20 protein-coding genes and 1 pseudogene are annotated in these 18,638 nt (G+C 69.5%); 13 read left to right on the top strand and 8 right to left on the bottom strand.

Annotated elements, in window-relative coordinates; all coding sequences use genetic code 11:
• Positions 1 to 254: 254 nt before the first annotated feature.
• Positions 255 to 1,097, top strand: a complete 843-nt coding sequence (locus tag I2W78_RS15480; protein ID WP_196460426.1) for a hypothetical protein — start codon at positions 255 to 257, stop codon at positions 1,095 to 1,097.
• Positions 1,098 to 1,146: 49 nt separating this feature from the next.
• Here I2W78_RS15480 and I2W78_RS15475 read toward each other — a convergent pair whose 3' ends face one another.
• The 5 genes from I2W78_RS15475 to I2W78_RS15455 form a co-directional block, all read right to left on the bottom strand.
• Entirely contained in the window at positions 1,147 to 1,464 is a 318-nt protein-coding gene (locus tag I2W78_RS15475) for a hypothetical protein (protein ID WP_307783701.1), read from the bottom strand.
• Between the two features lie 116 nt (positions 1,465 to 1,580).
• The gene (locus I2W78_RS15470; RefSeq protein ID WP_196460424.1) at positions 1,581 to 1,871 is read right to left on the bottom strand and encodes a hypothetical protein; all 291 of its coding nucleotides are present in this window, start codon (positions 1,869 to 1,871) and stop codon (positions 1,581 to 1,583) included.
• 82 nt (positions 1,872 to 1,953) lie between these two features.
• On the bottom strand, positions 1,954 to 2,553 hold the full coding sequence (locus I2W78_RS15465) for a phage tail tube protein (protein ID WP_196460422.1): 600 nt from the start codon (positions 2,551 to 2,553) through the stop codon (positions 1,954 to 1,956).
• Between the two features lie 127 nt (positions 2,554 to 2,680).
• On the bottom strand, positions 2,681 to 3,097 hold the full coding sequence (locus tag I2W78_RS15460) for a hypothetical protein (protein ID WP_196460420.1): 417 nt from the start codon (positions 3,095 to 3,097) through the stop codon (positions 2,681 to 2,683).
• Positions 3,098 to 3,424: 327 nt separating this feature from the next.
• On the bottom strand, positions 3,425 to 3,943 hold the full coding sequence (locus tag I2W78_RS15455) for a helix-turn-helix domain-containing protein (protein ID WP_230885461.1): 519 nt from the start codon (positions 3,941 to 3,943) through the stop codon (positions 3,425 to 3,427).
• A 241-nt stretch (positions 3,944 to 4,184) separates the two neighbouring features.
• Here I2W78_RS15455 and I2W78_RS15450 point away from each other — a divergent pair, with 241 nt between their 5' ends.
• Positions 4,185 to 4,805: a hypothetical protein gene (locus I2W78_RS15450; protein WP_196464577.1), complete on the top strand. Its 621-nt coding sequence runs from the start codon at positions 4,185 to 4,187 to the stop codon at positions 4,803 to 4,805.
• Entirely contained in the window at positions 4,802 to 5,071 is a 270-nt protein-coding gene (locus I2W78_RS15445; RefSeq protein ID WP_374222670.1) for a hypothetical protein, read from the top strand. Before I2W78_RS15450 ends, I2W78_RS15445 begins: the two co-directional genes overlap by 4 nt.
• Here I2W78_RS15445 and I2W78_RS15440 read toward each other — a convergent pair.
• Positions 5,041 to 6,321, bottom strand: a complete 1,281-nt coding sequence (locus I2W78_RS15440; RefSeq protein WP_196460418.1) for a glycosyltransferase family 39 protein — start codon at positions 6,319 to 6,321, stop codon at positions 5,041 to 5,043. The two genes, I2W78_RS15445 and I2W78_RS15440, sit on opposite strands and share 31 nt — an antisense overlap.
• Positions 6,322 to 6,740: 419 nt before the next feature.
• Here I2W78_RS15440 and rpsL point away from each other — a divergent pair, with 419 nt between their 5' ends.
• The 6 genes from rpsL to I2W78_RS15410 all read left to right on the top strand — a co-directional run bounded on the left by rpsL (position 6,741) and on the right by I2W78_RS15410 (position 13,765).
• On the top strand, positions 6,741 to 7,112 hold the full coding sequence (gene rpsL, locus I2W78_RS15435) for a 30S ribosomal protein S12 (protein ID WP_003948652.1): 372 nt from the start codon (positions 6,741 to 6,743) through the stop codon (positions 7,110 to 7,112).
• A gap of 2 nt (positions 7,113 to 7,114) precedes the next feature.
• Positions 7,115 to 7,585 carry a 30S ribosomal protein S7 gene (gene rpsG, locus I2W78_RS15430; RefSeq protein ID WP_009330725.1) on the top strand — a complete coding sequence of 157 codons (471 nt, stop codon included), beginning with the start codon at positions 7,115 to 7,117 and terminating at the stop codon, positions 7,583 to 7,585.
• Positions 7,586 to 7,624: 39 nt separating this feature from the next.
• Positions 7,625 to 9,751, top strand: coding sequence for an elongation factor G (fusA, locus tag I2W78_RS15425; RefSeq protein ID WP_196460416.1), 2,127 nt, complete (start codon positions 7,625 to 7,627; stop codon positions 9,749 to 9,751).
• A 156-nt stretch (positions 9,752 to 9,907) separates the two neighbouring features.
• Positions 9,908 to 11,101, top strand: a complete 1,194-nt coding sequence (tuf, locus tag I2W78_RS15420) for an elongation factor Tu (RefSeq protein ID WP_196460414.1) — start codon at positions 9,908 to 9,910, stop codon at positions 11,099 to 11,101.
• 334 nt (positions 11,102 to 11,435) lie between these two features.
• Positions 11,436 to 12,581 carry an acyltransferase family protein gene (locus I2W78_RS15415; protein ID WP_196460413.1) on the top strand — a complete coding sequence of 382 codons (1,146 nt, stop codon included), beginning with the start codon at positions 11,436 to 11,438 and terminating at the stop codon, positions 12,579 to 12,581.
• Between the two features lie 296 nt (positions 12,582 to 12,877).
• Positions 12,878 to 13,765: a hypothetical protein gene (locus I2W78_RS15410; protein WP_307783700.1), complete on the top strand. Its 888-nt coding sequence runs from the start codon at positions 12,878 to 12,880 to the stop codon at positions 13,763 to 13,765.
• A 168-nt stretch (positions 13,766 to 13,933) separates the two neighbouring features.
• Here the strand turns inward: I2W78_RS15410 and I2W78_RS15405 are convergent.
• Positions 13,934 to 14,353 (bottom strand): annotated as a pseudogene (locus I2W78_RS15405) (ATP-binding protein); the annotation flags it as partial.
• A 154-nt stretch (positions 14,354 to 14,507) separates the two neighbouring features.
• Here I2W78_RS15405 and I2W78_RS15400 point away from each other — a divergent pair.
• Together I2W78_RS15400 and I2W78_RS15395 are read left to right on the top strand one after the other, a co-directional pair.
• A complete protein-coding gene (locus I2W78_RS15400) occupies positions 14,508 to 15,386 on the top strand; it encodes a helix-turn-helix domain-containing protein (RefSeq protein WP_196460412.1) in 879 nt (292 codons plus the stop codon).
• Complete coding sequence (locus I2W78_RS15395; protein WP_196460411.1) at positions 15,383 to 15,595, top strand: DUF397 domain-containing protein; 213 nt, start codon at positions 15,383 to 15,385, stop codon at positions 15,593 to 15,595. Before I2W78_RS15400 ends, I2W78_RS15395 begins: the two co-directional genes overlap by 4 nt.
• Positions 15,596 to 15,603: 8 nt before the next feature.
• Here I2W78_RS15395 and I2W78_RS15390 read toward each other — a convergent pair whose 3' ends face one another.
• Positions 15,604 to 15,888 carry an FG-GAP repeat protein gene (locus I2W78_RS15390; RefSeq protein WP_196460410.1) on the bottom strand — a complete coding sequence of 95 codons (285 nt, stop codon included), beginning with the start codon at positions 15,886 to 15,888 and terminating at the stop codon, positions 15,604 to 15,606.
• 46 nt (positions 15,889 to 15,934) lie between these two features.
• Here I2W78_RS15390 and I2W78_RS15385 point away from each other — a divergent pair, with 46 nt between their 5' ends.
• Both I2W78_RS15385 and I2W78_RS15380 read left to right on the top strand, forming a co-directional pair.
• On the top strand, positions 15,935 to 18,499 hold the full coding sequence (locus I2W78_RS15385; protein WP_196460409.1) for an RHS repeat protein: 2,565 nt from the start codon (positions 15,935 to 15,937) through the stop codon (positions 18,497 to 18,499).
• The gene (locus tag I2W78_RS15380) at positions 18,496 to 18,633 is read left to right on the top strand and encodes a hypothetical protein (protein WP_196460407.1); all 138 of its coding nucleotides are present in this window, start codon (positions 18,496 to 18,498) and stop codon (positions 18,631 to 18,633) included. Before I2W78_RS15385 ends, I2W78_RS15380 begins: the two co-directional genes overlap by 4 nt.
• Positions 18,634 to 18,638 lie beyond the last annotated feature (5 nt).

Raw genomic sequence — 18,638 nt, 5'->3', positions numbered from 1 at the left:
TCGGCGTTTGTCGAGAGGTTTCGGTCGGGTACAGGTCCGGACCTGCGGTGACGTGAGCGAGTGGTGGAGGGCGGGTGAAGGTGTCGACAGGTGGCTCGACTAAGATCCGGCTTCGTTCTGCCGTCGTGACACAGAGGTGAACAGGCGGGCGCCCGAAGTGACCACGGGCCCCGACGGGCGACGGTGGACGGCTCCGGCAGCCGTCCTCGCGCGGGGGGCGCGGAAGGGCAGGGGACGAGAGCAAGGCCAACGGGGTGGAAGCGGACGCTGGTAATGCGCGGCATGAACATGAACGTGATCGTGATCGGCTGATCGACTGGCTCGAACACTCACCCGACCTGCCCCATCTGATCGCCCGCGTCTCCGAGATCGTCCACCGGCTCGGCTACGCGCCGGAGGACCTGATCGTCCTGCCCCGGCGCGAACTCGACCGGCGTGAGCTCGCCGCCTACAGCGCCGGCTGGGCCGACGTCGTCGCCGAGCAACTCCCGGCGATACGGAAGGCGTACGAGGAGCGGATCACCGCCGCCTACCTCCAGGGACAGGAGGACGCCCGGACCGGCCGCCGGCCTCGACGCGCCGAGGGTGCGGCCGGTGGCGGGGACGGTGACGTCATCCCGCTCCCTTACGTGCCGCTTCTCGATCCTCCTCGCGCGATGACGCGGGTGGAGGAACGGGGGGAGCGGGAGCGGACCTTGGCTGAAAGCGGGGGTCGAGGCGAGGGCGGGGGACGGGCCGAGGGTGGGCGTGACACCGACCGCGGCGACGCCCGCGCCGAGGGGGGCGGCCCCGACAAGGGGGCCGGCATCCTGGTCTCCGCTCGTGACGTACGGGACCGGCAGCAGCCGGCCACGCCCGATCGGCGCAGGGTCGTACGCAGGAACGGGCGGCCGAGCGTGCCGCCGCTCACCAGACCCGGCGAGTCGAACACTGGTCCGCGTGAGCGGGTGCGGACCGACGGGCCGGAGTCACGGGATCCCGACCGGCCCCGGCTGTCCGAGAAGGCCCGTGCCCTCGCCGACGAACTCGAGGGCAGGGCCGCGGCGACGGCACGGGGCAAGGACGAGAGCCCGGACCCACCGCCCGGCCCTCACTGAGTCCGGTCCGACGAGTCCGGTCCGACGAGTCCGAGCAGGCGCGCGCCGCTCAGCCGAAGAACCGGGCCAGCTGGGCCGGTGACGGCGCCGCCGTCGGACCCCCGTCCCGATCCGCACCGGACTCCTGCTCGCGCGGCGATACCGCGTACTCCTCGGTGCGCGCGTCGTCGCCCGGGCGTGGCACCGGAACCGGAGGATCCGGCTGGTCGCCCTCCTCCGCCGAGTTGACGCAGGCGAACATCCAGTTGGCGGCGGCCAGATGGTCCACGGCGGCGGCGAGGAGATGGTCGGTCACCGTCCACTCCGCGGCCTCGCCGTGCAGCTCCCGGTTGAGCGCGCTGTCGCGCGGCAGATGCTTGATCAGCACCGCGAGTCGCCGGGAGGAGAGGCGCTCACGGTGCCAGTCGAGCAGGTCGGTGCCGTAGTAGCGGAGCAGGTCCGCTTCGAGTGCCTCGGCGTGTTCGTCGACGAACCCGACGAGGCTCAGCCTTCCCCCAGGCCGAGCCCGGTCTCCTTGCCGTAGGCCTCCAGGATGGCGGCGATGTCCTGCATGGTGACATCGTGCTGCTCGAAACGGGCGAACTGCTGCTCGCCCATGAGCAGCCGGAGCAGCCCGTCCACGTCGTTGTCGTCCAGGGCCCGCAGGGCGCGGGCGGTGGTGCGGGTCAGCTCGGTGGGCAGGGTGAAGGTCTCGTCGTCCAGGTCGAAGGACCAGGTGCGGCCGAGGGCTTCGAGGCGCTGGGCGCGGGCGGCGTTGACGTCGAAACGGGACATGTGCGGCGTACTCCTTGCAGGTCGGGGTGGAAGGGAAGGGGCGGGGGCGGGGCGGCAGGTCGCCGCCCCGCCCCCTGGTGGGTCAGCTCGCCGCGTAGGAGCTGTCCTTCATGACGAAGGTCGCCAGCGGGGAGCCGTCCGGGGTGGCCATGGCCGTGAAGGTGATGCCGAGCTGGGCCGGCGCCTTGCGGGCCAGCTTGATGTCGTCGGCAGCGGTGACCTGGCCGCGCGGGATGCCGAAGCGGTACGTCACGGCGGAGCCGCCGGCCTGGAGGTCGGTGAACTCCAGACCCAGCGCACGGACGTTGGCGTACGGGCGGTCCGCGATGTCGTACCTGTAGATGTCGCCGGTCGTGCCGACCTGGCTGACCGAGCCGCCGCCCATGAAGAACGGCAGCGTGTCCTCGTTGAACTGGAGCAGCGAGAACTTCAGGGTCAGGTCCCGGTCGGAGTAGACGAAGTGCACCGGGCTCACCGCCTGCCAGACGTCGACCGGCTCCAGCTTGTCCTTCTTGCTGAAGGTGACGCCGTCGCCGGAGGTGTAGCCGAGGTCCGTCCAACCGCTCCAGTCGGTGGCCGGATTGGCCTCGGTGAACGCCGTCGGTACGTCCGTGTCGGCGGCGGCGACGTAGAGCCGGCCGACGCCGGCGATGCGGATCTCGGAGGTGTTGGTACCTGCCATGGTTCGTGCTCCTTATCGAGAGGGTGATGAACTGCCGTGCGCGGGGGCTTGGTTCGCTCCGGGCACGACGAAGGCCCCGCCGGGTGACGGGGCCTTCGGTCTGTGGGGTGGTGCGGTGCGGTCGCGGTCAGTAGACGGTGACCGCGACCTTGAGGACGCACACGTATCGGTTGGCCGCTGCGTAGAGGTAGTCGGGCAGCCAGCGCGGGCCGTCCTGCTCGACGACGTCGGTGATGAGGTTCGTGCCGTACGTGCGGCCGGCCGCGGCGAGCAGCGCGCGTCGGCCGGCGTTGGCCAGGGTGTGCGCGGTGGCCTTGTCGGGGCCGTACACCTCCAGCTCGATCAGCGGCTCGTCGACGTGCAGATCACCGATCCAGGCACCGCCACGCCGGTTGACGAGGACGGCGGCTGCCGTGCCGTCGAAGTCGGCGGGGGGTTCCACGGCGACGAGCGTGGTGGACAGGGCCGGGTCGGCCTCCAGGATGTCGACGACCAGCCTCTCGACTTCGAGGAAGGCGCTCGGTGGAGGTACGGGTGTGGTCATGCCGGTTCACCTCGGGGCGACGGGCGCACGGGGCGCCGGGATGCAGACGTCGACGGAACCGCGCCCGCCCTGCGGGCACAGCTCCGCCGCTGCACCAACTGTGACAGGTATCGTGCGCGCACGCAACTAGTGAGGTGGACGGTGCCTGAGTTCTCATGGCGGAGGGTGCCTGTTCTCAGGCGGAGGGTGCCTGAGTTCTCATGGCGGAGAGGGCTGGGCGCTCATGCAGAAGGGGCGCCCCGCGATGTCGCTGGCGCCCTGGTGATGCCGGCGGCCGGCCCGCCGCCGCATCTGCTGGTCGTCCGGTCGGCCGAAGAGCGGGTCCGGTCAGCCGGAGATGAGTGACGGCGCCTCGGTGGCGGCGCTCTCCGTCGAAGGCGTCCGGCGTCGCCGCCCGCCACCCTGCCCGGCTTCCGGCGACCCCTCGTCCCCCTCCGCCGCCGGCAGGAACTGCTCCACCACCCGCACGAACATCTCCCGTCGGTCCGCCGGCACCCCCAGCAGATCGGCGACCTCCGTCAGGGTGGGTCGGCGCCCGGGTGCGGGCCGGACCGGGTCGGAGCCGAGATGGGTGTGCGGATCCGCCAGCTCCTCAGCGGTCAGCCGACCGGAGCGGATCAGCATGTCGCGGACGGGCACGCCGAGCACGCGGGCGAGCCGGCGGGTGGTCTCCAGGTCGGGCATGCTCTGCCGTTGCAGTAGCCGGGTGACGGCGGCGCGGTGCACGCCCGCCTCGTCCGCGATGCGCGACTTGCCGCCGCCGCGCGGGCTGTCGATGTCGTAACCGCGGCTGCGCATCAGGTCCTCGACCCACGCTGCGAACGCATCCAGTTCGGGGGTGGTCATGTCTGCTCTCGCTCTCTCTGGGTGGCGAAGAGTTTAGCGTGCTTGCGCACGCGGAATTACGTGCTTTCGTGCAAGCAATGAGGGGGTTTGGTAAGGGCGGGTGGCCAGGGGCGGTGCAGTGATCGAACTTTGTTGCGGGCGCGCACGCAATCTGTCAGGGTGTGAGGCCCACGTTCGCTGAACGACCTTGGAGGCTCCCTTGCCCGACCGGCCGACCGCACAAGCGGCCCTGTGGATCGGCATGCTGGCCCAGCAGTTCCCGGAACTGTCCGAGGAACTGGCCCCCGCCCGTACCTCCGCGACTCACGCCCCGGCCCCGCCCCCCACCGACCTCGCCACCCGCCTCCGCGAAGAGCGCGAAGAGGCGCTGCTCCTGGAGCAGCGCCACGGACTCACCGCTCCCGGTCACAGCGCGGCCCCCCTCCGCCTGCACATCTCCGACACCATCCGCGACATCACGGACGGCGTGGTGGAACTGGAGGAGGCGGTACGGGCCCGGCTCGGCCTGTCCCGGGCCCGGCGCGCCCCGGTGCCGGAACGGCTGCGGCGTATCGCGGCCCTGCTCGACGACATCGCCGGGGACGCCGTACTCGCCGCGCACGTACGGGACGAGAGTCGCCGTATGGCCCGGCGGTGCGCCCGCGCGCTGGGGGACACCGAGACGGTCGTACGGGTCTCCGGCCGCTGCCCCTGGTGCGACTCGGTCTCGCTGCGCGCCTTCCCCGACCGCCGCGCGGTGCTGTGCGTCAACCCGGCCTGCCGCTGCACGGACCCCGACTGCGGCTGCTGCGACGACCCCGCCTACCGGCACACCTGGGACGAGACGGAGTGGACGCGCGCACAGCAGGAGACGGTCCGATGAGCACTGGGGAACGCCCTACCCTGATCCCCGGCCCACTGGCCGCGCGCGAGGCCGGTGTCGCCCCGGCGACCATCCGCAAGTGGGTCCAGCTCGGGCACCTCAGCCCGGCGGGCAAGGCCGGGCGCGCCCAGCTCTTCCGCCTGGAGGACGTCTTCGCGGCGGAACGCGCGGCACGCGGCGCGACGCAGGACGGCAGGGCCCGGCATACGACGCGCCGGCCGGCGCGGACCGACGCCTACGGAACCCCCAGCTCGAACAGCACGTAGTGCGCGTACCACCCCGACGCCGGCGCCGCGGTCGCGAAGAAGACGGTCAGGGCCGGCCACCCGAGCCTGGTCATCGCGGCGGCCGGGGCGAGCAGGAGGGGGAAGCAGGGGAGGAGGTAGCGCGAGGTGTTGCCGAAGATCTGCTGGGTGCCCAGGACGCTGACGATGCTCGCCAGCGTGTAGGCGACCAGCACCAGCGGCGGCCGCTTGCGCAGCATCAGCGCGATCAGGAACGGCAGCGCCAGCACCAGCTGGAAGGCGAGGAGGTCGGGGACGGAGAACGCGAAGATGTAGTCGTGCTTCCCGACGGCCGTGTTGGCCAGCACGTCCAGGGTGTACGAGCCGAAGTCGAAGAAGTGCGCCCACCCCTCGCGCTGGAGCGTGAAGTACGCGGTCAGCTCGCCCATGCTGAGCCCGACCCATACGACATAGGTGAGCAGGCCGAGCGGCGCGGCGCACATGGCGTACACCGGCCCCGCCACCCCGTGCTTGCGTCGGCCCTCCCGCCGGGCCAGCGTCACCAGCGCGGCGAGCCCCACGGCTCCGATGAGCGCGGCGGACGTGGGCCGGTTGAGGCCGGCCACGAAGGCCAGCAGCCCGGCGGCCGCCCAGCGGCCCTTCATCACGCAGTAGCAGCACCAGGCGGCGATCGCCACGAACACGGACTCGGAGTACACCGCCCACTCGACGCCCGCGCCGGGCGCCACCGCCCACAGCCCGGCGGCTATGGTGCCGGCGCGGGCGCCCGCGAGCAGCGAGATCACGGCGTATATACCGGCGGCCGCGACGAAGGACGCGATCACCGAGACGAGGATCCCGGACCCGTACAGCCCGAGCCCGGTCACCTCGGACGTGCCTCGTATCAGGCCCGGATAGAGCGGGAAGAACGCCACGGAGTTCTGCTCGACCGTGAACATGCCGCCGGGATCGAGCCGCCGCAGCGGCCCGGGCTCGTACCCCTTCTCGGCGACCTGGAGGTACCACCAGCCGTCCCAGGTGGCGAGTACGTCCCACCAGTGCGCGCCGCCGCCGAAGCGCGGGTTCTTCTCCCGGAAGTCCCCGGAGGCCATCAGCAGGATGGCGAAGACGACGGTCCCGACGAGCTTGGCGGCGCCGTAGAGCAGCAGGGGAGCGCCGTACGGTCGCAGGCCGGGCGGCACCCTGAGGCGCCGGACTGTCCGGGGCCGCTGCGTGGCCTCGTCGTCGGACACGGCGGAATCCGTCGTCGCGGAGTCGGCAGCCGTACTCATGACCTGTGGTCCCCCCTCGGCCCGATCACCGGGCCCTGGGTGGGGCATCACAGTCCGGCTGATCGTGAACATCTGTCATAAGATCCCCACAGGGTCGCACATGCGTGCAAGGCGGTGGGGGCGGGGTTCGGCCGGGGGTCGGCCGAACAGGAGATTTGCCGTGGTCAGCGTGGCCCGGTCGGCGCCGGGCATTTGTTTTGACCGCAGCGTATGCGGTAGGTACGCTCAGACCTTGTGCCTGGGGTGTGCCCTGGCTCTTGTGCGTGCCTTCAACCGCATAGCGAGCCGTGAGCGGCCACCGTAATCTGTGCTCTTTTCGCCTTGCGGCGGGAGTCCGCCGGATTCGACACACCCGACCGCGTGGGTCGGCGACGTTCCAGGTTAGCTGTACCCATCGGCACACAGAAACCGGAGAAGTAGTGCCTACGATCCAGCAGCTGGTCCGCAAGGGCCGGCAGGACAAGGTCGAGAAGAACAAGACGCCCGCACTCGAGGGTTCCCCTCAGCGTCGCGGCGTCTGCACGCGTGTGTTCACGACCACCCCGAAGAAGCCGAACTCGGCCCTGCGTAAGGTCGCGCGTGTGCGTCTGACCAGCGGGATCGAGGTCACGGCCTACATTCCGGGTGAGGGACACAACCTGCAGGAGCACTCCATCGTGCTCGTGCGTGGTGGCCGTGTGAAGGACCTGCCGGGTGTTCGCTACAAGATCATCCGCGGCTCCCTCGACACCCAGGGTGTCAAGAACCGCAAGCAGGCCCGCAGCCGCTACGGCGCCAAGAAGGAGAAGTAAGAATGCCTCGTAAGGGCCCCGCCCCGAAGCGCCCGGTCATCATCGACCCGGTTTACGGCTCCCCCTTGGTGACCTCCCTGATCAACAAGGTGCTGCTGAACGGCAAGCGCTCCACCGCCGAGCGCATCGTCTACGGCGCCATGGAGGGCCTGCGTGACAAGACCGGCAACGACCCGGTCATCACGCTCAAGCGCGCTCTCGAGAACATCAAGCCGACCCTCGAGGTCAAGTCCCGCCGTGTCGGTGGCGCCACCTACCAGGTCCCGGTCGAGGTCAAGCCCGGCCGTGCCAACACCCTGGCGCTGCGCTGGCTGGTCGGTTACTCCCGCGCCCGTCGCGAGAAGACCATGACCGAGCGTCTGCTCAACGAACTCCTCGACGCGTCCAACGGCCTCGGTGCCGCTGTGAAGAAGCGCGAGGACACGCACAAGATGGCCGAGTCCAACAAGGCCTTCGCGCACTACCGCTGGTAGTCGCTACCCCATCGAGAACCGAGAGAAGACTGAAGCCTTATGGCTACCACTTCGCTTGACCTGGCCAGGGTGCGCAACATCGGCATCATGGCCCACATCGACGCGGGCAAGACGACCACCACCGAGCGGATCCTGTTCTACACCGGTGTGTCCTACAAGATCGGTGAGGTCCACGACGGCGCTGCCACCATGGACTGGATGGAGCAGGAGCAGGAGCGTGGCATCACGATCACCTCGGCTGCCACCACCTGCCACTGGCCGCTGGAGAACGTCGACCACACCATCAACATCATCGACACCCCGGGGCACGTCGACTTCACCGTTGAGGTGGAGCGCTCCCTGCGTGTGCTCGACGGTGCCGTGACGGTGTTCGACGGCGTTGCCGGTGTCGAGCCCCAGTCCGAGACGGTGTGGCGTCAGGCGGACCGCTACGGCGTTCCGCGTATCTGCTTCGTCAACAAGCTGGACCGGACCGGTGCCGAGTTCCACCGCTGCGTCGACATGATCTCCGACCGTCTGGGCGCGCAGCCGCTGGTCATGCAGCTGCCGATCGGCGCGGAGGCCGACTTCAAGGGCGTCATCGACCTCGTGACGATGAAGGCCCTGGTCTGGTCCGCCGAGGCGACCAAGGGCGAGATGTACGACACCGTCGACATCCCGGACACCCACGCCGAGGCCGCCGAGGAGTACCGCGGCAAGCTGCTGGAGGCCGTGGCCGAGAACGACGAGGAGCTGATGGAGCTGTACCTGGAGGGCACCGAGCCCTCCGTGGAGCAGCTCTACGCCGCGATCCGTCGCATCACCATCGCGTCCGGCAAGGGCGGCGGCACCACCGTCACCCCCGTCTTCTGCGGCACCGCGTTCAAGAACAAGGGCGTTCAGCCCCTGCTCGACGCGGTCGTGCGCTACCTGCCCTCCCCGCTCGACGTCGAGGCCATCGAGGGCCACGACGTCAAGGACCCGGAGCAGGTCATCGCCCGCAAGCCGTCGGACGAGGAGCCGCTCGCCGCGCTGGCGTTCAAGATCATGAGCGACCCGCACCTCGGCAAGCTCACCTTCGTCCGTGTGTACTCCGGCCGCCTGGAGTCCGGCACTCAGGTGCTGAACTCCGTCAAGGGCAAGAAGGAGCGCATCGGCAAGATCTACCGCATGCACGCCAACAAGCGTGAGGAGATCGAGTCGGTGGGCGCCGGTGACATCGTCGCCGTCATGGGTCTGAAGCAGACCACCACCGGTGAGACGCTGTCCGACGACAAGAACCCGGTCATCCTGGAGTCCATGGACTTCCCGGCGCCGGTGATCCAGGTCGCCATCGAGCCCAAGTCGAAGGGCGACCAGGAGAAGCTCGGCGTCGCGATCCAGCGCCTGGCCGAGGAGGACCCGTCCTTCCAGGTCCACTCGGACGAGGAGACCGGCCAGACCATCATCGGTGGTATGGGCGAGCTGCACCTCGAGGTGCTGGTCGACCGTATGCGCCGTGAGTTCAAGGTCGAGGCCAACGTCGGCAAGCCGCAGGTCGCGTACCGCGAGACCATCCGCAAGGCGGTCGAGAAGGTCGAGTTCACCCACAAGAAGCAGACGGGTGGTACCGGCCAGTTCGCTCGCGTGATCATCGCGATCGAGCCGATCGAGAGCGGCGACGCCTCGTACGAGTTCGTCAACAAGGTCACCGGTGGTCGTATCCCGAAGGAGTACATCCCCTCGGTCGACGCCGGCTCCCAGGAGGCCATGCAGTTCGGCATCCTCGCCGGTTACGAGATGACCGGTGTGCGCGTGACGCTGCTCGACGGTGCCTACCACGAGGTCGACTCCTCCGAGCTCGCGTTCAAGATCGCCGGTTCGCAGGCCTTCAAGGAGGCCGCGCGCAAGGCCAGCCCCGTTCTCCTTGAGCCGATGATGGCCGTCGAGGTCACCACGCCCGAGGACTACATGGGTGAGGTCATCGGCGACATCAACTCCCGCCGTGGCCAGATTCAGGCCATGGAGGAGCGGGCGGGTGCCCGCGTCGTGAAGGGCCTCGTGCCCCTCTCGGAGATGTTCGGTTACGTCGGCGACCTGCGCAGCAAGACGTCCGGCCGCGCCAGCTACTCCATGCAGTTCGACTCCTACGCCGAGGTTCCGCGGAACGTCGCCGAGGAGATCATCGCGAAGGCCAAGGGCGAGTAACGCACCGCGTTCACACGCCGTAGGCTTGACTCCGGTGCCTCACGGGGCATTCCCCCGCATTCCCGGGTGAATGTCCCGGGGCCCGGGACCTAACAGCAAAGATCACCTGGCGCCGTTGAAGTAAGGCGTACAGAACCACTCCACAGGAGGACCCCAGTGGCGAAGGCGAAGTTCGAGCGGACTAAGCCGCACGTCAACATCGGCACCATCGGTCACATCGACCACGGTAAGACGACCCTCACGGCCGCCATTACCAAGGTGCTGCACGACGCGTACCCGGACCTGAACGAGGCCACCCCGTTCGACAACATCGACAAGGCGCCGGAAGAGCGTCAGCGCGGCATCACCATCTCCATCGCGCACGTCGAGTACCAGACCGAGGCGCGTCACTACGCCCACGTCGACTGCCCGGGTCACGCGGACTACATCAAGAACATGATCACCGGTGCCGCCCAGATGGACGGCGCGATCCTGGTGGTCGCCGCCACCGACGGCCCGATGCCGCAGACCAAGGAGCACGTGCTCCTGGCCCGCCAGGTCGGCGTTCCGTACATCGTCGTCGCCCTGAACAAGGCCGACATGGTGGACGACGAGGAGATCATGGAGCTCGTCGAGCTCGAGGTCCGTGAGCTCCTCTCCGAGTACGAGTTCCCGGGCGACGACCTGCCGGTCGTCCGCGTCTCCGCGCTCAAGGCCCTCGAGGGCGAGCAGGAGTGGGTCGACTCCGTTCTCAACCTGATGAACGCCGTCGACACCGCCATCCCGCAGCCCGAGCGTGACGTCGACAAGCCGTTCCTCATGCCGATCGAGGACGTCTTCACGATCACCGGTCGCGGTACGGTCGTCACCGGCCGTATCGAGCGTGGTGTCCTGAAGGTCAACGAGACCGTCGACATCATCGGCATCAAGACCGAGAAGACCACCACCACGGTCACCGGTATCGAGATGTTCCGCAAGCTGCTCGACGAGGGCCAGGCCGGTGAGAACGTCGGTCTGCTGCTCCGCGGCATCAAGCGCGAGGACGTCGAGCGCGGCCAGTGCATCATCAAGCCGGGCTCTGTCACCCCGCACACCGAGTTCGAGGCCCAGGCCTACATCCTGTCGAAGGACGAGGGTGGTCGCCACACCCCGTTCTTCAACAACTACCGCCCGCAGTTCTACTTCCGTACGACTGACGTGACCGGTGTCGTGCACCTCCCCGAGGGCACCGAGATGGTCATGCCGGGCGACAACACCGAGATGCGCGTCGAGCTGATCCAGCCCGTCGCCATGGAGGAGGGCCTGAAGTTCGCCATCCGTGAGGGTGGCCGGACCGTGGGCGCCGGCCAGGTCACCAAGATCGTCAAGTAAGTTCCGCTTGCTTGAGGGTCACCTGACCTGACAAGGCCTGAAGGGGCCCGTACGACCGACTTCCGGTCGTACGGGCCCCTTTGCCGTGCCCGGCCGCACTCGAACATTTCGCTGGTTGCCCCCAGCCTGAGTGAAACCTGGTCGAACGTTGTGCGGCGGATTGGCGAGGTTTACGGCAACTCCCCGTGCGCGCGGGGGGATTGTTCTTTTCTGTCCCTGTGGGGCGGAAGGCGCCGACGTAGCGTGAACCGTCTGTCAGTGGCCGTCGGCCCGAGTCTCCCGAGGATGGCTAGGACTCCTGATGCAGGGTGTGCGCAGCGGATTGTCGATACCCATGCCGGTCGAGGTGGCCGAGCGCCCGCCACAGCCGCTGGACGCACCGAAGGCCGCCGCCTCGGCACGCGCCTCCCGGCAGCGGCCGCGGCTGTACATCGTCGACGGCATCCGCCTCGTCGCCGCCCTGATGGTCGTCCTGCACCACTTCGTCGGCACCCGACGGGCCAATGAGCCGGGCAACATCATCTGGGACCGTCCGATCTCGGAGATCATGCCGACGGTGTTCCGCGTCGCCTCCTTCGGCTGGATAGGCGTCGAGATCTTCTTCGTGATCAGCGGCTTCGTGATCTGCATGTCGTGCTGGGGCCGCACGCCGAAGGACTTCTTCGTCTCGCGTGTGATTCGCCTGTACCCCGCGTACTGGTTCGCCGTCTTCTTCACCACGGCCGTGCTGGTGCTGCTGCCGGGTGTGCAGGAGCGGCTGCGGCTGCGGGAGATCCTGTTCAACCTGACGATGCTCCAGGCCGGCTCCGACATCCCGAACGTCGACCCCGTGTACTGGACGCTCTGGTCGGAGCTGCGGTTCTATCTGCTGTTCCTGGTGGTCGTCGCCATGGGGCTGACGTACCGTCGGGTCGTCGTCTTCTGCTGCGTCTGGGGCGCGGCGGCGATGCTGGCCCCGATCTCCAAGTTCCCGCTGCTGACACTGGTCGCCGACCCGAGCGCCGCCTGGTACTTCATCGCCGGTCTCGCCCTCTACCTCATGCACCGCTTCGGCCAGGACCTGCTGCTGTGGGGCATCCTCGCGATGGCCTGGCTCATGGGCCAGCTGGAACTGGGGGAGCGGGTCGAGTACGAGCAGGTCAGCAGCTGGCGCGGCGCGGTGGTCATCTTCACCGCCTTCATGCTGCTGATGGTGGCCATCGCGCTCGGCTACACCGACCGCATCCGCTGGAAGTGGCTGGTGACGGCGGGCTGCCTGACGTACCCGCTCTACCTCATGCACTACCTCGCCGGCATCGTCTTCATCCACCACCTCCGCGACACCATGGACCCCCGCCTTCTGGTCGCGTCCCTGATCGCCGGGTTCCTGGTACTGAGCTGGCTGGTGCACCGGTTCGTGGAGCGGCCGGTGGCTCGGGCGTTGAAGCGGGGGCTGGAGTCGTCGTTCGTGCGGTTGCGGAGTTTTCAGCGGGCGGCGTGATCCGGGCGGGGCGCGTGCGGGCGTGTCCATATCCGACGCGGAGTTGGCGGAGTTCCTGCGTGAGGTCGAGCGGGGCGGCGGTGCCGCTCCGCCGAAGGAGCCGTCGGCGCGGGCGGATGGTGGTCTGGCGACTCCGGGAGCAGGACGAGGCGGCGCGCGGCGGTCGTAGGGGCCGTAAGTGGGGGCGTCGTCGGCCGCCGCAGCCCGCCAAGCCGCCCGGCTGGCGCACCGGGCCCGCGTAGCAGGAGATCAACGGCCGTGGACGGCGTCGGCGTCAGGCGGGTTCGGTTCTCGGTGTGCTGCTGGCCGTGGCACTCGCCGTGGTCGCGATCCGCCCGTCACTGCTGCTGGACCGGCTCCCCGGCGGTGACGCGTCGGTCTCCGCCCCCTCGCCGTTGCCCGCCGAGACGGCCCTGCCGTCGAGCGCGCCCGGAGACACGGCGCAGGCCGGGCTGCCCACGCTCGACGAACCGTTCCGCGGCTCACCGGCCCGGGCGTGGGCCGAGGGCGCGGACGCCATCGAACTCCCGGCCGCCAAGGCGGTGGGCGACATGAGCAAGGCCGAGGTGGCGCTCGCGCTGCGTCTCACCAAGGAGTTCCTGGTCGCCGGCAACCTCGACCCGGCCGTCCTGCGTGGCGGGCAGCCCACCGAGGCGATGGCGCTGCTCGACCCGAAGCAACCGGGCATGCTGGCCGACGCGCGGCGGTCGCTGCGCTCGCCGGACCGCGAGCACGACCCCGTGAACCTCTTCTCCCGCTTCGACCCGGACGAGGTACAGCCGGCGGGCGACGTGGTGAAGGTGCGGGGGCACATGACCTTCGAGGCGGGGAAGCCCGGTCAGGTGCGGGTGCACGCCGACTACACCTTCGTCTATCCGCTGGTGCGGGCCGAGGGTGGGGACGAGCAGGTGGAGCGCACCATCGTCCAGCGGGATCTGACGGTGCTGCTGTCCGATCCGGGCCGGTGGCAGGTCACGGAGGGGAGGCTTCAGGTGGAGGGGTACGTAGGGGAGTACTACAACGTCGAGTGCGAGGTCCACGACGGTTACCTCCACCCCTCCTTCCCCACCACCGGGCCCACGGGTGCACCGCCCGCCGGCCCCGCCATCGATCCCTACGACCGGAGCCGGTCCGTGTCCAAGACGCCGGGCGAGGCCGAATGCGGGAAGGTCACACGGACCTAGGTGTGCTGTCCGGTGACGTTACCGCCGTCGAGGTGCACGCCGAGACCAGTTGGTCATGTTCCCTCGGGTGAGGGAGTTGCGCTGGGGGCGGGAGGGGTGGGGCTTGGTGGGGGTTCTTTCTCCCTCAGGTTCCTTGGGGAAAGGCGCCGGGGCACCGGAGCACGAGGGGGCGGGCTCCGGTGGGAGGTGGTGTACCTCGGCCCAGACCGTCTTGCGCGGGGGCGGGCCCTCGGTCACTCCCCAGCGGTCGGCGAGCGCGTCCACGAGGAGGAGGCCGCGGCCGGACTCGTCACGCGGGGTGGTTCGTTGGAGCAGGCGGTCACCTCGGGTGTCGGTGACCTCGATGCGGAGGGTGTCGCCTACGACGTAGAGCAGGAGCTGGAAGTCGCGGCTGGGGGTGCGTCCGTGGGCCGCCACGTTGGCGGCCAGCTCGGCGACGATCTGCCGTGCCGGGTCCAACGGTAGTCCCCATGAGCACAGTTGCTCGGTAGCGAGGAGGCGGGCGAGGCGGGCGCCGCGTGGTGTGGGGGAGAGTTGAGCGTCGAAGTGGCGGACGGGCATCGCGAGTTCGGCGGATTTCTGGTTCACGTCACTCAGCGTGGCGGTGTGCGCTTACCGTGAGAAGTGACTCGATGCTTACGTGTAGTGACTGTCCGGAGGTTGTCCGGTGTGTCCGGGCTGGCGGGGCGGGGCGTACGGGTAGGGCGCTGCTGCACGTAGCGGTACGACGGAGGGGTGCGTGATGACGACGGTCGAGGCGGAGACGGGCCGGCTCAAGAGCGAGGCGGACGAGCCGGGTTGGGAGGTTGATCCGGACGACGAGTGGGGAGTCGCGGTCATCGCGACCGTCGGGCGGCAGTTGAAGCTGCGGCGAGAGGCGGTGGGGATGCGGGCCGCCGAGTTCGGGAGGGCGATCGGGTACGGGGAGGACCTGGTCTACAAGGTCGAGGGTGGGAAGCGGATTCCTCGGCAGGAGTATCTGGACAGGGCGGACGAGGTGCTGGGGGCCGGTGGGCTCGTCGCGGCTACTTGGGAGGACGTGAAGAAGGTCCGGTACCCGAAGAAGGTGCGGGAGCTGGGGCAGTTGGAGGGCAAGGCGGTTGAGATCGGCGTATACGAGTGCAACAGCGTCCATGGGCTGTTGCAGACGCCAGGTCACGCCCGCGCTCTGATGGAGGCGGCGCAGCCCCCGTACTCCCCGGACGACGTGGAGCGCATGGTGGCCGCTCGTCTGGCCCGGCAGACGGTCTTCGATCGCGACCCGGCCCCGTCCCTTCACTTCGTGCTGGAAGAGGCACCGGTGCGCCGACAGGTTGGGGGCACAATGGTGTGGCGGCAGCAACTCGAACATCTGCTGGAGGTGGGGCGGTTGAACAACGTCACGCTTCAGGTCATGCCGACGAACACCGACGCCCACCCGGGAGTGGACGGCAAGATCGAGTTGCTGAAGTTCCCGGACGGTACGGCAGTGGGCCGCTCCGATGGTGCGTTCAACGGGCGGGCGATCGCCGATCCGAGGCAGTTGCGCATCCTTGAGCTGCGGTATGGCACCATCCGGGCGCAGGCTCTCCCCCCGAGGGAGTCGCTGGCCTTCATCGAGAATCTGCTGGGAGAAACATGATCCGCAATGCCTCTGCCGGGGACGCCTCCGAACTGGCGTGGTTCAAGAGCAGCTACAGCAGCGGCACGGACGGAAACTCCTGCGTCGAGATCGCCATAGCCTCCCACACCATTCACGTCCGCGACTCCAAGCACCGTGACAACGGCCCCCGCCTCGCCCTCACCCCCGCCGCCTGGGCGGAGTTTGTGGCGTACGCCTCGGACAGCTGACGCGTCACTCAGTGCGGCAGCGCGATGCCGAAGGCGTCGCCGCTACCCCCGGTTCCTCCGCCCAGGCTGCTCTGCGAGACGGCCGTCGCCGACTCGAGCGTTGCGGGTTTGACCTTGAGGATGGTGACCGTTCCGGCGCCGTAGCCGGGCGCGCCCACCAGAGGTTCCACGCGGCCGTCGCCGTTGGTGTCGAGAGCGCCGACGGTCCAGCCGAAGTGGTTGCCGATGGCCACGGCGCCCGGCACTGCGCCCTTGGCGCGCCGCTGCACCCGCCCGCTCGGCGCTCGAACCATTGCCGAGCACCACGCCGCCGGCACGATCGCCCAGCAACTGACGAAGGTGACGCTGCCCAGCGGCCGGGTGCACGCCGAGGTCACCTACGACACCGTGCACGACCGTGTTTCGTCGTACACCGACGCCAACGGCGGCACCTACCAGCTCTCCGACCTCGCTGTGACCGGCACCGCGGACCAGCCCGCCGGTGACAATGAACCGGCCGTCGCCGGCACAACCACCCTCACGGTCACGGTCACCGACCCCGACCAGCGCAAGTCGAGCTACACCTACGACCCGCTGCAGGGCAACCGGCTCATCAGCCAGACCGACGCGGCGGGCCACACCGGCACCTTCGACTACGACACCGGCGGCTACCTGGCGGCCACAACCGGCCCCGACGGCACGGTCACCCGCTTCGGCAACGACGCACGTGGCAACAAGATCTCCCAGACCACGTGCCGCGACACGGCGAACAGCGCCACCTGCCACACGGCGTACTACAGCTACTACCTGAACGCAGCGGACCCGCTCGACCCGCGCAACGACCAGCTCACCGCCGTACGCGACGCCCGCTCGGCGAGCGCGACCGACAACACGTACAAGACGAGCTACGGCTACAACACCTACGGCGACCGGACTTCCACCACCTCCCCGGCCACCCCGGACTTCCCGTCCGGCCGCACCGAGTCCTTCACCTTCACCGACGGCACGGAAGCCGCGGTCGGCGGCGGCACCACCCCGGCGGGCCTCCTCGCCACCAGCACCGACACACGCGGCGCCGTGACCACACGGCAGTACACCGCGACCGGGGACCTGGCGAAGGTCACCGACCCGGCGGGCGTCGTCACGGAGTACACCTACGACGCGCTCGGCCGCGAGACCGGCAGCAAGGTCGTCTCCGACGCGCACCCCGACGGCGTCACGACCACCACCACCTACGACGGCGAGTCCCGCCCGCTGACGGTCACCGGCCCGGTCACCACCAACGAGGTCACCGGCACCGACCACCAGGCGCGCACCACGTACACCTACGACGCCGACGGCAAGGTCCTGACGGAGTCCGTTGCCGACCTCCTCGGTGGCGATTCCACCCGCACCACCCGGCGCACCTTCGACACACACGGCCGGTTGGCCACGCTCACCGATCCCGAGGGCGGGCAGGAGACGTACACCCACGACGTCCACGGCCACCAGACCAGTCGCACCCTGCCCGGCCGGGGAACCTTCCGATACGCCTACACGGCGCTCGGCCAACTCGCGACGGTGACGCTCACCGGCTACACCGGCGACCCGAACAACCCGTCCACCGCCGAGGACGTGGTGCTGGACTCCTATGCGTACGACCCGGCCGGCCGCCTGGGAGAGCACACCGACGCGATGGGCCGCACGACGCGAAACACCTACTACGACGACGGCCTGAAGGCCCAGGAGATCCTCGTCGGCTTCCGTGACCCGGACGGCTCCACCCGCGACCTAATGCTGAGCGATCGCACGTACGACGCCGCGGGACACCTCGTGCGGGAGACCACCGGCAACGGCAAGGTCACCACCGCCTACGAGGTGGACGCCGCCGGCCGCACCACCGCCGACGTCCTGGACCCGACGGGCCTGGCCCGCCGTACCGCCTACACCTACGACGCGGGCGGCGCCGTCCTCGCCGTGACCGCCACGGGGGCGGGCGGAACCCGTACCGAGAAGGTCAGCTACCACCGCAACGCCACCGGTGACATCACCCGCGAGACGGTGGAGAACGGCACCGACGACCTCGTCACCACCTACGAGGTCGACGACCGCGGCCTGGTCGTCGCCGTGACATCCCCGCGCGGCAACGCCACCGGCGCCGACCCGGCCGCCCACACCACCGACCACCGCTACGACGCGCTCGGCCGCCTGGTCGAGACCCGCCAGGCCCCGGTGACGGCCCAGACCCGGCAGTCCCCGGCGGCCACCGTCCGCCCGACCGTCACCGTCGGCTACAACACCTTCGGCGAGGCGACCGACGTCCGCGACCCCAACGGCCACGTCACGCGCACCGCGTACGACCGCCTGGGCCGGGCGACGAGCACGACGCTGCCCGACTACACCCCGCCCGGCGCCACGGCCCCGCTGACGTCGAAGGCCACCCGGACCTACGACGCGGCCGGCAACCTGGCGAGCGAGACCGACGCTCTGGGCAAGGTCACCACCTACACCTACGACCAGCTCGGCAACCTGGCCAAGGTGGAGGAACCGGCCCCCGAGGACGGCGCCACCGCCCCGGTGTCCACCTTCACCTACGACCTGCTGGGCGAGCAGCTGTCGGCCACCGACCCGACGGGTGCCCGCACGGAGGCGACGTACGACGACCTCGGCCGCCAGGTCACAGCCACGGTGTTCGAACGCCGCCCCGTGCAGGGTGCGTTCACCACAACGCTCACTTACGACGACGCCGGAAACCTGCTGTCGACGAAGAGCCCTACCGGCCTGACCACGTCCGGCACCTACAATGCGGCGGGCGACCTGCTCACCGCCAGGGACACCGCGGGCGGCGTGACCGCCTACACCTACGGCCCCACCGGCCTGCCCGCGTCGGTGACGACCCCGCAGGGCGCACCAGCCGCACGACGTACGACCTGGCGGGCCGGGTGACCGGGATAAGCGACGAGGACGGGGCGGGCACGGCGACCTTCTCCTACGACGAGGAGGGCAGGCTCACCGGACGCACGGACGCACGGACGCGGCGGGCCAGGCCACCTTTGGCTACGACACCGCAGGCCGCCTGAGGACG

Source organism: Streptomyces spinoverrucosus (assembly GCF_015712165.1).
Classification (GTDB): Bacteria; Actinomycetota; Actinomycetes; order Streptomycetales; family Streptomycetaceae; genus Streptomyces; species Streptomyces spinoverrucosus_A.
The sequence above is the reverse complement of the archived record's forward strand: the minus strand, read 5'-3'. Positions and strand labels throughout refer to the sequence as shown.